The sequence below is a fragment of the Serratia sp. H1w genome (genome assembly GCF_000633355.1).
Taxonomy (GTDB): domain Bacteria; phylum Pseudomonadota; class Gammaproteobacteria; order Enterobacterales; family Enterobacteriaceae; genus Chania.
This window is the reverse complement of the sequence record NZ_AYMQ01000056.1, coordinates 130260-143348: the sequence shown is the minus strand read 5'-3', so window position 1 is coordinate 143348 and position 13089 is coordinate 130260. Positions and strand designations below refer to the sequence as shown.

Here is a 13089-nt window from a genome sequence, read left to right as displayed (position 1 = left end):
AAAACGAAAACCTCCGCTTGTTTGGCGGAGGTCGTTCCTTAATTCAATGACAGAGAGCCGCTTAAGCGGTCACAGCCCTGTCTTCCATGGCTTGTCGCCAACCTCCCAGCCAGTTAGCCCGGGCGTCTAAAGATTGGTAGGGACAAAGTTCCCTTGAACGCCCTGCAATACCCGCTTGGTAACCACGTGATTCAGCCCGCTCCAGACGATCTCTTTTCTGTCTCTTCATGCCTCGTTTCCCTCGTTGTGACTCTGTGGAAAGAAAACAATGGCCGCATGGAATACAGCCACCTTTAAGAGATAGCCCTAAATGGCGGGAAGATCAATGTTCAAATTTCATACCGTTGTCATATTTGTGAGCTATGCACGGCAAAAAAGCTAACTGGCTGATATGACTGGATTGGTTATAATTTTATGATAATAAACGAAAAAAAATCCCGGCAAGGCTGATGATTTGCCTTGCCGGGATCGGGTTAGATTGTTTTATTACAGGTTATGACTAAAGACGAGTCGCCTGTGCCGCAATCTCTTGCGCTTCCTGCAACCAGCCCTGGGCCAAGATACGCACTAACGCATCATAGCCATCTTCGCCCTGTTTCAATTCCAGGTTGAATGGCCGCTTGATCAGTTTCCCCTGATGGTTCAGTACCCATTCGCCACGAATGATCGCTTTGCCATCGTAGCGGCCATGGAAACCGCTGATGGTGACGTTAAGCACGTCCTGATCGCTGCTCATCGGTTGTGATGACACCACCCAACCCGGCAAGGCGCTGCCCAGGTTAGTTACCAGCGTCTGTTGCAGTTGCTGATCCAACGGGCTGGCCCACAGGTTGTTTTGCCCAATGACGAACTGCACATCGTTGGTCTGATACACCACCCCAGTCTGCGCCAGGAAATCCGCCACGTTGACATGCTCCAGCCACAGTTGACGCGATGCCGAGCTGCCGCTCACCTGAGCCGGCGTACCCAACGCCGGCAACTGATAGTAGGTCTTGCTTGGCGTACTGCTACAGGCACTCAACAACAGCGCCAGGACTAGCGGGATCCATTTATTCATTTTTTGGCCTTCTTGGGCTGGGGATCGTTACTGCCCGCGGCTTCAAATACCAGGGCGTTACTCTTATCGTTCAGGGTACGCAGTACCGGTTGCAGCTCACGCAGCACCTGATCGAGACGTTGCATATCGCCCACCATCTTGTTGTAGGCTGGCGAGCCTGGTTGGAACCCTTTCATACTGCGATTGAGTTCTTGCAGGGTTTTCTGCATATCATCAGGCAATGCCTTCATCTCTTTACTGCCGATGATGTCATTGAGCGACTGCATGGTTTTCTGCGTATCACGCATGGTTTTCTGGCTTTCGGCCAGCGTTTTGGTCGCTTCGTTGATCATCGGATTGATCGGTATCGAATTGATCTTGTCCAGCGTCTGCATCAGTTTCTGCTGGATCTGCGCCAGGCCACCGTTGGTGGTTGGCAACAGCGGATAACCGAACAACTCGCGCGGCCCTTTCCACGGCTTCTCATTAGGATAGAAGTCCAGGTCGACATACAACGCACCCGTCAGCAAGTTGGCGGACTTCAACGAGGCTCTGATTCCCCGTGACTGTGCGTCTTTCAAATGCTGCACGACATCGAAACCATTACCGATCTCTTTGCTAAAGCGTTCAGGTTCGATCCGGATCAGCACAGGAATACGGAAGTCATTATCCAACTGCTGCAGCATCCCTTCTTTATAGAACGGCGCCTGGCCCACGGTCCCAAGGCGAATACCACGGAATTCAACCGGGGCTCCCGCTTGTAAGCCACGGATCGACTCGGAGAAGAACACCAGATAATCGATATGCTCGGTGTACAGCGAGTCCTGAATATTGCGCTGGCTATCGAACAGGGCAAACTCGGCTTTTTCTTTCACCCGTTCGCCACGCTCCCAACCTTCCGGCACATCAAAGCTCACGCCACCGCCAAACAGCGTTGCCAAGGAGCCCATTTCCACTCGCATACCCTGCGCCGACATATCAAAGGCCACGCCGCTGTCTTTCCAGAAACGGACGTTGGTGGTGATCAACTGATCGTAAGGTGCGGAAATAAACAGCTGATAGCGCATGGAGCGTAGTTTGGGATCGAAATAGCTGGTTTCCACCGAACCGACGCGGTAGCCACGGAACAGGACGGGATCGCCAGCATTCAGCTGACCAGACTTGTCACTGTCCAGGACGAGACGTAGCCCTTTAGCGTCAGGTGAGGCCAGTGGAGGGGCATCAAGCAGCTGATAATTCTCTTTGCCAGTCTTGCCCTTGCTGCCCGGCTGTAATTCTATATAGGCACCGGAGAACAAGGTTCCCAACCCGGAGACGCCTTCACGGCCAATCTGTGGCTTCACCACCCAGAAGGCAGAATCATCACGCAGCAGTTTCTCCATGCCGGAATTCAGGCGAGCCTGCACCAGCACTTTACTTAAATCGTCGCTCAAAGTGACGGTTTCCACCGTCCCGACATCCACACTGCGGCTTTTGATTTTGGTTTTTCCTGCTTCCAGCCCTTCGGCGGAAGTCGTGACCAACGTCACCTGCGGCCCCTGATGGCTGAAGTGATAAAACAGGATCCACGCACCGATCAACGCGGTGACAATAGGAATGATCCACACTGGTGACCAGCGCTTGATCTTCTCAATTTCCGCGACGCCATGATTACTTTCCGTCACCTTGCGGCTCCTTCTTCATTGTTTCATTTGCGCGATCCCAGGTTAGACGGGGATCAAACGTCATAGCAGCAAACATGGTGAGAATGACCACCATGGCGAACAGTAGCGCACCAATGTCTGGATAAATACTCATCAGCTGTCCCATACGTACCAACGCCGAAAGCACGGCGATCACAAACACGTCGATCATTGACCAACGGCCAACAAACTCTACCACTTCATAAATCAGGTGCATGCGTTCACTGTCGGCATTGGCCTTGCCTTTGCCATTGGCATCCAGGCAGAGCCAGCCGATCGCCAACATCTTGAGCGAGGGCACCATAATACTGGCAATGAAAATCACCATCGCCACCGGGTAAGACCCCTCGCCCCAAAGCAGCACGACCCCGGCCATGACCGTGGAAGGCATCTTGTTGCCCAACGCCTCGGTGATCATAATCGGCATCAGCATCGCCGGAATATACAATATGATCGAGGTGACCAATAACGCCATGGTCCATTGCAGGCTGTGGCGACGGCGGACATAGCCCACCGTATGACAACGCGGGCATTTGGCCTGCTCTGCCGGCAAAATGGCCGTGCAGCAGGAGCAAGAGCGTACGCCTTGGCGCAGGCCGGTACGGCCAACCTGCAATGGGCGGTCAATCGGTGGAGCCGGTTCGATATCCTGCCACAGCCAGCGACGATCGATACACTGGAAGGCTCGCACCTGCAACAGGCAAAACAGGCAGTAAGGAATAAAGCTGGCACCAATGCCGATATCGCCATAAGCCATCAGCTTGACGAAGCTAACCAACACACCAGCCAAGAAGATCTCGACCATGCACCAGGTCTTTAACTGGAACAGCACCTTGGCCATCCAGACCTTCCATTCTCGCGGCAACCGCACCCTGGCGCACAACAAAATGATCGCCACCATGCAAAACGCCGGGATCAGTTGCACAAACACCATAAACAGCGTGGCCATGCTGGCATAGTCTTCCGCCACCATCACCTGAGGGATCTGGATCAGATTGATTTCATTGCCAAGACCGGCAACGCGCATATTGATAAACGGGAAGATATTGGCCAGTACCAGCATGAACAGCGCGCTGAGGGCAAAGCCAATAGGTTGTTTACGCGGTTCTGCCCAGCGGGCGCTGAGCGTGGTTTTACAACGGGGACAAACGGCCTTGGAGCCCGATAGCAATGGCGGCAGCGCCACCAGCATGTCACATTGTGGGCACAGTATCCGGTTATCCTGCTGACGTTCGCCATGCATCGCATGACTCTGCTGCTTATGACTTTCGTGGGAACACACCATTTTCCTCCTTAACCGCATGGCCGATCGGAACTGCCTGGATTGCCCGCAGCAGCAGCGTGCGGGCAATGTGTTACCTATCAGCCGTTTTTCATTGCTTCCAGCTCTTCCCAACGGGCAAAGGCTTGTTCCAACGCCTGTTCCGCAGTGGCAAGATCGGCCAGCACCTGCTGGGTTTCGCTATGCGGGCGGGAGAAGAAGCCTGCATCGCTTACCTGGGCCTGCAAGGCTTCAATGTCCACTTCCAGCTGTTCCAGGCGCTGTGGCAACTGCTCCAATTCACGCAACAGGTTATAACTCAGTTTGGCCGCTGATTTCTTCGGCTGCTCGGTTTTTTTCTCCACTGCCGTTTTGGTCTGGCTGGTGGCTACCGTGCGGATCGGCTTGGCGGTGGCTCGTTGATGATGGGCATCGTAATAACCCCCAACGTAAGTGTCGATCACACCATTGCCTTCGAAAATCCAGCATTCGGTCACTGAGTTATCAACAAACTGACGATCGTGGCTCACCAGCAGTACGGTGCCCTGGTAGCTATCGATCATCTCTTCCAGCAGTTCCAGCGTTTCGACGTCCAGATCGTTGGTCGGTTCATCGAGGATCAGCAAATTGCTTGGCTTGAGGAATAATTTCGCCAGCAGCAAGCGGTTACGCTCCCCACCCGACAGCGCTTTGACCGGCGTCATCGCACGTTTAGGGTGGAACAGGAAGTCCTGCAGATAGCCCAGCACATGACGCGAACGGCCATTGACCATCACTTCCTGCTTGCCCTCTGCCAGGTTGTCCATCACCGTACGTTCCGGATCCAACTCGGCGCGGTGCTGGTCAAAGTAGGCCACTTCCAGCTTGGTGCCACAGTGCACTCGCCCGCTGTCGGCTTTCAGTTGACCGAGCATCAATTTCAGCAAGGTGGTTTTACCACACCCGTTTGGCCCCACCAACGCGATTTTGTCACCGCGTTGTACCTGGGCGCTGAAGCCCCGGACCAGCACTTTGTCGGCAACCTGGTAATTGACGTCTTCCATTTCGAACACGATCTTGCCCGAACGGACCGCCTCTTCTACCTGCATCTTGGCGGTGCCCATCACTTCGCGGCGTTCTGAACGTTCGTTACGCAACGCCTTCAAGGCACGCACGCGGCCTTCGTTACGTGTACGACGAGCCTTGATGCCCTGGCGGATCCAAACCTCTTCCTGCGCCAGTTTGCGGTCAAATTCGGCGTTTTGCAGCTCTTCAACCCGCAGCGCTTCTTCTTTGCTTTCCAGGTACAGCTCGTAATTACCCGGCCATGACACCAGCTTGCCACGATCGAGATCGACAATGCGCGTGGCCATATTGCGGATAAACGAACGGTCGTGCGAGATGAACACGATGCTGCCCTGGAACTCTTTCAGGAACCCTTCCAACCAGTCGATGGTGGTGATATCCAGGTGGTTGGTCGGTTCATCCAGCAGCAAGACGCGCGGTGAACTGACCAACGCCCGGCCCAGCGCCGCTTTACGCAGCCAACCGCCTGAGAGTGAGGAAAGTTCCGCATCACCGTCCAGACCAAGCTGCAACAAGACTTCACTGATGCGGCTATCCAACTGCCACAGACCCTGGTGATCGAGGATCTCCATAACCTGCGCCATGCGCGTCAGGTTTTTTTCACTCGGATCCAGCTCTACCAGGTGCGAGATGGCGTGATACGCCTTCAGGTGTTCCGCCTGCTCGGCCACGCCTTCGGCCACAAAGTCGAACACCGTGCCGCCGATATTGCGCGGAGGATCCTGCTGCAAACGCGCCACAATCAGATCCTGCTCGTAAATGATGCGCCCATCGTCCAACGGGATCTCTTTGCCGAGGATCTTCAGCAGGGTCGATTTACCGGCCCCATTGCGCCCAACCAGGCAGACGCGTTCATTATCTTCAATATGAATTTCGGTGTTGTCTAACAAAGGTGCATCGCTGAAAGAGAGCCAGGCACCGGACATGCTGATTAACGACATAGTAATTATTTTCCTTCGCCGGCGTGGGTGACCAGCCAGCAGTTGTGTATCTGACGGTTACGGGCAAAGTCTTCTGACTGCGTCTTGGCGGTAATTTCTTTCGCCTCCAGACCCAGTTCACTCAGACCAGCCAGATCCATCTGGAAACCGCGTTTGTTGTTGGAGAACATGATGGTCCCATTACGGCGCAGTATCCGTTGTAAATCTTTCATCAGCGCCAGATGATCGCGCTGTACGTCAAAGGTGTTCTCCATCCGCTTGGAGTTGGAGAACGTCGGCGGATCGATAAAGATCACGTCAAACTGTTCGTCGGCATTATGCAACCAGGACAGGCAATCTGCCTGGATCAGGCGATGCTGTCTGCCGGTCAGGCCATTAACCCGCAGGTTCTTCTCTGCCCATTCCAGATAGGTACGCGACATATCCACCGTGGTGGTGCTACGTGCGCCCCCCAACCCGGCGTGTACGCTGGCGGTGCCGGTATAGGCAAACAGGTTAAGGAAGTCTTTACCTTTGCTCATCTCACCCAGCATACGACGCGCGATGCGGTGATCGAGGAACAAGCCGGTATCCAGATAATCCGTCAGGTTGACCCACAGTTTGGCATTGAACTCTTCCACCAGCAGGAACTCACCCTTCTGCGCCAGTTTCTCATACTGATTCTTCCCCTTTTGACGTTCGCGGGTTTTCAGTATCAGCTGATTCGAAGGCAGCTCCAACACCGCCAACGTGGCGTTAATCACGTCAAACAGGCGCTGGCGGGCTTTCTGTGCGTCGATGGTTTTCGGCGGCGCATATTCCTGTACCACGACTTTACTGCCGTAGCGGTCGACTGCCACGTTATAGTCTGGCAGATCGGCATCATACAGGCGGTAGCATTCGATCCCCTGCTGTTTCGCCCACTTGTCCAGCTTCTTCAGATTCTTGCGCAGGCGGTTGGCAAAATCTTCCGCCACCTGCACGCCGCCAGCACCCTGCGGGTTTTCTGCCAACTGGTAGTTTTTCTGCACACAGTCCAGCGGGCCGTTTTTCGCCTTGAACTGACGCTCGGCACGCAGTTGCAGGCAACTGAGCAATTCCGGGGAGGCGCTGAACAATGAAAGCTGCCAACCGCCAAAGTTGCTCTTCATGATGCGCCCTAACATATTGTGCAGCGCAATCAGTGCCGGTTCGCTCTCAAGACGTTCACCGTATGGCGGGTTACTGACTACTGTGCCTACCGGACCTTCCGGCAGCGGGTTGGTCAGCTTGCTGACGTCACTCACGTTGAAGGTGATCAATTCGGCCACGCCAGCGCGGCGGGCGTTACCCTTCGCCATTTCGATAACGCGACGATCGATATCCGAGCCGAAGAAACGTGACGGTGTTTCTTGCAGACCACGGCTTGCTCGCACTTGCGCTTCGGCGATCACTTCACGCCACAGGTCGGCATTATGGCCGTTCCAGGCGGTGAAGCCCCAATGCTGGCGATGCAGGCCAGGCGCACGATCGGAAGCGATCATCGCCGCTTCGATCAACAGCGTGCCGGAACCACACATTGGGTCCAGCATCGGCGTGCCTGGCTGCCAACCAGAACGTTGGACGATCGCCGCCGCCAGGTTTTCCTTCAGCGGAGCCTGGCCGGTAAGATCGCGGTAGCCGCGCTGGTGCAAACCTTCGCCGCTCAGATCGAGCGCTACGCTGGCCATATCACGCTGCAGGAAGACGTTCACGCGGATGTCTGGCTGCTGTTTCTCTACCGTTGGCCGATCGTTAAGCTTGCGGGTAAAGCTGTCCACAATGGCGTCTTTAACCTTCAATGCGCCATATTGGCTATTGCGGATCTCTTCATTGAGGCCGCTGAAGTGCACGGCAAAGGTTTTATCCAGGCCAAAGATCGATGGCCAATCAATGGACTGCACACCAAGGTACAGATCCAGATCGCTGTGCACGCGGAATTCATTCAGCGGCAGCAGAATACGCGAAGCCAAACGGCTCCAGAGCAGGCTTTGGTACAGAAGACGATCGTCACCCTGAAAATGTACCCCACCCTGCACCACTTTGCAGGAGTGAGCGCCAAGCCGCTCCAGTTCGCTTTTTAACAGTTCTTCCAATCCACGCGCCGTGCTGGCAAACAGAGTGTTCATATCGTGCTTATCACCAAAAAGAAAATTGTTGCGCATTATAGCTAATCCGGACCGCTTGTCATAAAGTTGCTCCCTTCTATTTTTCTAATCGCACGGAGGCAGGGTGATCACGCTTTCCCGACTTTACGTTCATCCGGTCAAATCACTACGGGGTTTGCAGCTTTCTCACGCCCAGGTTGCCAGCCATGGCCTGGCTTTTGACCGCAGTTTTATGATCACCGAGCCGGATGGTACCTTCATCACCGCCCGCCAATATCCGCAGATGGTGCTGTTTACCCCGGCGTTGTTAGCCGATGGCCTGTTCCTGACCGCGCCGGACGGTGACAGCGCGGCGGTCCGTTTCATTGATTTTGCGCCGCAGGCACAGCCGACCGAAGTGTGGGGCAACCATTTCACCGCGCTGATCGCGCCAGCGGAAATCAATAGTTGGCTGAGCGGATATTTCCAACGCGAGGTACAGCTGCGCTGGCTGGGGCCAGAATTAACCCGCAGGGTAAAAAAACACCCGGAAATTCCCCTCTCCTTTGCCGACGGTTACCCTTATCTGCTGATTAATGAAGCCTCATTCCAGGATCTGCAACAGCGTTGCCCAAGCAGCATCAGGCTGGAGCAGTTCCGCCCGAACCTGGTGGTGACCGGCAGCCCGGCCTGGGCAGAAGATAGCTGGCAGGTTATCCGTGTAGGCAACGTGATGTTCGATTTAGTCAAACCTTGCAGCCGTTGCGTATTAACCACGGTCAGCATCGAACGTGGCCGCAAACACCCGAACGGTGAGCCATTAAGCACGCTGCAACAGTTCCGCACTGCCGATAATGGCGACGTCGACTTTGGTCAAAACATGATTGCCCGCAACAGCGGTATTATCCGCGTCGGCGACAGCGTTGAAGTGTTGTCAACCAAACCGCCACGGCCTTATGGGGCTGGCAAAGTGGTCGAAAGCGTGCAGGCACCGCAGGACAGCACGACCAGCGTAACCATCGAGTATGACGGGAAGGTGTTTGCCGGCAATAACCAGCAGATCTTGTTGGAACAGTTGGAGCAGCAAGGCATTCGCATTCCTTACTCCTGCCGGGCTGGCCTGTGCGGCAGTTGCAAGATGACCCTGGTCGAGGGCGAGGTCGCGCCGCTGAAGAAAAGTGCGGTGGCCGCCAACGGCGCCATCCTTGCTTGCAGCTGCATCCCGAAAAGTAATTTGAAGCTGGCGTAGCCTAGACTGCCCTGTCGTAGGCCGGGGCAGACTGTTCATCCGTAGCGCAAGGCTTCAGGCGATCGTGCATCACTTTGATTGCATCCCCCAGCACCATGGTGCGCCCAGCCACCGCCAGCTGATTTTGTGCCAGCAGGCACAGGCTGGCATTATCCCCGGCTTCAACCACCAGCAAACGCGCCTCGACACCGCTATCCATCACCTTCACCGCCGCCAACTCGCCATTTTTAGGGCGCAGCGGGTAGTGCTGCTGAGCAAAATGCCAGCTCTTGGGCATCAGGGGTTTAAGAAAGCGAAAGGCGACCAGCGCATTTAATACCAGCTCGGCACGTTGTTCATGGCTGAGCTTTATCTGTTTGCACTGCTCTTCATAATCAAAATACAGCGCCGCATCATCGACGCAGAACGCGCATTCATCGAAGGCATCCGGGGTGAGCATTTTTGCCGGAAAGCGTGAACGAAAGATCATACCATTGGCTAAATCGAGCATCAGTCGATCGTGCTCAGCGTCAAAATACCAACGCCAATTGTCGTCAGGTTTTATCTTCATTGCTTATCCTTCTCACCACATGCCAACACGCTATTACGCAAAAGGCGATTTTATCACCAGAAAAGTTGCTTAAACATCGGATAATTCCGCTACCGAACAAAATATAGACGAGCCGGGGGCAGAAATAAACCCCCGGTCGAAAATGAAAGGCAAAATATTAGATATGGGTAACGATATCTTTAATCAAACGTGGTCCGTGGAAGATAAAACCGGAATAAATTTGCACCAGAGATGCCCCAGCCTCCATTTTCTCCCGTGCCGCCGTCAGAGAGTCAATTCCGCCCACGCCGATAATCGGCAAGCGTCCTTGCAGCTCTTGCGACAGACGACGGATCACTTCGGTGCTGCGTAACTGTACCGGACGGCCACTTAATCCCCCCGCCTGATCGCAGTAATTCAACCCCTGAACCAGTTTACGATCGAGCGTGGTATTCGTGGCGATGACGCCATCTATATTATGGCGCACTAAACTGTCCGCTATTTGGATCAGTTCTTCTTCTGAAAGATCCGGCGCGATCTTTACCGCCACCGGCACATATTTATGATGGCGGGCGTGCAGTTCGGCCTGCTTATTTTTAATCGCCGCCAGCAGATCGTCCAGCGCTTCACCATACTGTAGGGATCGTAATCCCGGGGTATTGGGCGAGGAGATATTAATCGCGATATAGCCAGCATACGGATAAACTTTATCCATACAGATCAGATAATCGTCTTTACCCTGCTCGACCGGCGTGTCTTTATTCTTGCCGATATTGATCCCCAACACGCCGCCAAAATGGGATTTCTTAACGTTTTCAACCAGATTGTCTACGCCATGGTTATTGAACCCCATGCGGTTGATCAGCCCTTCGGCCGGGACCAGACGGAACAGGCGCGGTTTGTCATTGCCCGCTTGCGGACGTGGTGTAACGGTTCCTACCTCAACAAAGCCAAAACCCATCGCGCCAAAGGCATCGATACACTCGCCGTCTTTATCCAGACCGGCAGCCAAACCTAACGGGTTGTTAAAAGAGAGGCCCATGCAGCTCACCGGCTTGCTCGGCACCGACTGACGGATAAGAAACTCTAATGGGGTGCCGGTAATTCGGCGCAGTTGACTGAAGGTCAATTCGTGTGCGCGCTCGGGATCGAGCTGGAACAAGGCTTTCCTGACGATGGGGTAGTACATGTACTCTCCTGATTTCCCGGTGATATCCTGCTGACATGAAGCCGCTACGATGCTAATTGCCCTTTCATACCGCACCTCTGAAGCCTAAGGCGGGTGGGCATTATGCAGGTTAACCGACCGTTGAGCGCATGGATGCGCGATTGCGAGCCCCCAGGGACGGGTTTACGGCGTGTCGGTGTTCTGCATAATGCCCACCTGTAGCAGCATTACCAGCAGCAACTTCAATGAATTTGGATAGGCCTGTCGACCGGGGGCGTATTATCCGGTATCCCCTCAGCAATTGGAATTGATTAAAGGCAAAAAAAGCGCGTTTAACGCAATCGTTTCCCTCCTATGCCGTTATTTCCCCTCCTTTGCCCATTTACGCATATCAAAATCAAAAAATGAGATTTAACCAACACCCCTTTTTACTGGTAGCTTTAAAACACTTTACGAACATTACATTAACATTGATAACTTTTTGATATAAGGAGTGGCGATGCGCGTTATCTCTCTGGCTGGCAGTCCAAGAACCCCCTCACGCTCGGCGGCGCTGTTACAACTGAGCCAACGCTGGCTACAACAACAGCAGGTGGAGGTGATCCCTTATACCCTGCACGATTTCCAGGCAGACGATCTGCTGCGCGCCAATTTCAATAGCCCAGACATCAAGGCGTTCGCCGCGCAACTGGCCGCCGCTGATGGCCTATTGATCGCCACGCCGGTTTACAAGGCGTCGTTTTCCGGCGCGTTGAAAACCTTGCTCGATCTGCTTCCCGAACGGGCGCTGGAACACAAAGTGGTGTTACCACTAGCCACCGGCGGTTCCATCGGCCACATGCTGGCAGTGGACTATGCGCTGAAACCGGTACTGGCAGCGCTGAAGGCCCAGGAAGTGCTGCACGGCGTGTTTGCCGATGACAGCCAGATAGTGCTCAACGGTGAACAGGCTCAGTTATCTGGTGGAGTGGCTGAACGCCTGACCGAAGCACTGGACAGTTTTTATCTGGCGCTCAGCCGCCGTAAACCGCCGGTACTCACCACCGCCGCCTCCCTGTTAATCCGGCAAACCGCCTGAAAATGCCATAAGGAAATCACCATGCCACTATCTTTTCGCCGTTGGCTTAATACCGGAGCGCTGGCCGCCATCATGGCGCTAGCACTGACCAATACCGCCGTCGCACAAGATAACGCGCCCGCTCAGTTTCGTATCGGCTACCAAAAAGGCTCGGTGAGCCTGGTGTTGGCCAAAACCCATCAACTTCTGGAACAGCGCTTCCCCGCCACCAAGATCAGCTGGATCGAATTCCCGGCAGGCCCGCAGATGCTCGAAGCCCTCAACGTCGGCAGCATCGATCTGGGTAGCACCGGCGATATCCCACCGATCTTTGCCCAAGCCGCTGGCGCCGATCTGTTGTACGTCGGTGTCGAGCCACCAAAACCGAAGGCAGAAGTGATCCTGGTGCCGGAAAACAGTCCGATCCACAGCGTCTCCGAACTGAAAGGCCGTAAGGTGGCTTTTCAGAAAGGCTCCAGCTCACATAACTTGCTGCTGCGCGCACTGCAAAGAGATGGCCTGAAGTTCACCGATATTCAGCCGGTTTATCTGACGCCTGCCGATGCCAGAGCGGCCTTCCAACAGGGTAACGTCGATGCCTGGGTCATTTGGGATCCCTACTATTCTGCGGCGTTGCTGCAAGGCGGAGTGCGGGTATTAACCGACGGTAGTCAATTGAACCAGACCGGCTCCTTCTATCTGGCCGCTCGCCCTTATACCGAATCCAACGGCCCGTTCATCCAGCAGGTGCTAGCGGTGCTGACCCAGGCCGATGCGCTGACGCATAGCGATCGCGCACAAAGCATCACCCTGCTGGCCAAAGCGATGGGCTTACCGGAAGCGGTCATTGCCAGCTATCTGGATCATCGCCCACCAACGGCCATCAAGCCATTGGGCGAAACCACCATTGCCGCCCAGCAGAAAACCGCCGATCTCTTTTTCGCCAACCGGTTGGTTCCGGTACAGGTCGATATTTCTCAACGCATCTGGCACCCAGCCGCACAATAGTCAGGAGAG

General features: G+C 54.7%; 11 protein-coding genes. 3 read left to right on the top strand and 8 right to left on the bottom strand.

Going from position 1 to position 13089, the window contains the following annotated elements; all coding sequences use genetic code 11:
* Positions 1–61 precede the first annotated feature (61 nt).
* From rmf to rlmKL, 6 genes are all read right to left on the bottom strand, one after another.
* On the bottom strand, positions 62–229 hold the full coding sequence (rmf, locus tag U869_RS30670; RefSeq protein ID WP_071784464.1) for a ribosome modulation factor: 168 nt from the start codon (positions 227–229) through the stop codon (positions 62–64).
* A 270-nt stretch (positions 230–499) separates the two neighbouring features.
* Positions 500–1057 (bottom strand): membrane integrity-associated transporter subunit PqiC, encoded by a 558-nt coding sequence (pqiC, locus tag U869_RS0114000; protein WP_025119422.1) that lies wholly within the window; start codon positions 1055–1057, stop codon positions 500–502.
* On the bottom strand, positions 1054–2700 hold the full coding sequence (gene pqiB / locus U869_RS0113995) for an intermembrane transport protein PqiB (RefSeq protein ID WP_025119421.1): 1647 nt from the start codon (positions 2698–2700) through the stop codon (positions 1054–1056). Before pqiB ends, pqiC begins: the two co-directional genes overlap by 4 nt.
* Positions 2687–3961 carry a membrane integrity-associated transporter subunit PqiA gene (gene pqiA / locus U869_RS0113990; protein WP_029987231.1) on the bottom strand — a complete coding sequence of 425 codons (1275 nt, stop codon included), beginning with the start codon at positions 3959–3961 and terminating at the stop codon, positions 2687–2689. Before pqiA ends, pqiB begins: the two co-directional genes overlap by 14 nt.
* A 119-nt stretch (positions 3962–4080) precedes the next feature.
* Positions 4081–5985: an ABC transporter ATP-binding protein gene (locus U869_RS0113985; RefSeq protein WP_025119419.1), complete on the bottom strand. Its 1905-nt coding sequence runs from the start codon at positions 5983–5985 to the stop codon at positions 4081–4083.
* A gap of 5 nt (positions 5986–5990) precedes the next feature.
* The gene (rlmKL, locus tag U869_RS0113980; protein WP_025119418.1) at positions 5991–8111 is read right to left on the bottom strand and encodes a bifunctional 23S rRNA (guanine(2069)-N(7))-methyltransferase RlmK/23S rRNA (guanine(2445)-N(2))-methyltransferase RlmL; all 2121 of its coding nucleotides are present in this window, start codon (positions 8109–8111) and stop codon (positions 5991–5993) included.
* Positions 8112–8214: 103 nt separating this feature from the next.
* Between rlmKL and U869_RS0113975 the strand changes: the two genes are divergently transcribed.
* Entirely contained in the window at positions 8215–9318 is a 1104-nt protein-coding gene (locus tag U869_RS0113975; protein ID WP_025119417.1) for a YcbX family protein, read from the top strand.
* Position 9319: 1 nt separating this feature from the next.
* Here the strand turns inward: U869_RS0113975 and U869_RS0113970 are convergent, their stop codons facing one another.
* Together U869_RS0113970 and pyrD are read right to left on the bottom strand one after the other, a co-directional pair.
* Positions 9320–9868 (bottom strand): cell division protein ZapC, encoded by a 549-nt coding sequence (locus U869_RS0113970; protein ID WP_025119416.1) that lies wholly within the window; start codon positions 9866–9868, stop codon positions 9320–9322.
* 157 nt (positions 9869–10025) lie between these two features.
* Positions 10026–11036 carry a quinone-dependent dihydroorotate dehydrogenase gene (gene pyrD / locus U869_RS0113965; RefSeq protein ID WP_025119415.1) on the bottom strand — a complete coding sequence of 337 codons (1011 nt, stop codon included), beginning with the start codon at positions 11034–11036 and terminating at the stop codon, positions 10026–10028.
* A 478-nt stretch (positions 11037–11514) separates the two neighbouring features.
* Here pyrD and ssuE point away from each other — a divergent pair, with 478 nt between their 5' ends.
* Together ssuE and U869_RS0113955 are read left to right on the top strand one after the other, a co-directional pair.
* Positions 11515–12093 (top strand): NADPH-dependent FMN reductase, encoded by a 579-nt coding sequence (gene ssuE / locus U869_RS0113960; protein WP_025119414.1) that lies wholly within the window; start codon positions 11515–11517, stop codon positions 12091–12093.
* A gap of 21 nt (positions 12094–12114) precedes the next feature.
* Positions 12115–13080: a sulfonate ABC transporter substrate-binding protein gene (locus U869_RS0113955; RefSeq protein ID WP_025119413.1), complete on the top strand. Its 966-nt coding sequence runs from the start codon at positions 12115–12117 to the stop codon at positions 13078–13080.
* The last annotated feature ends 9 nt before the right edge of the window (positions 13081–13089 follow it).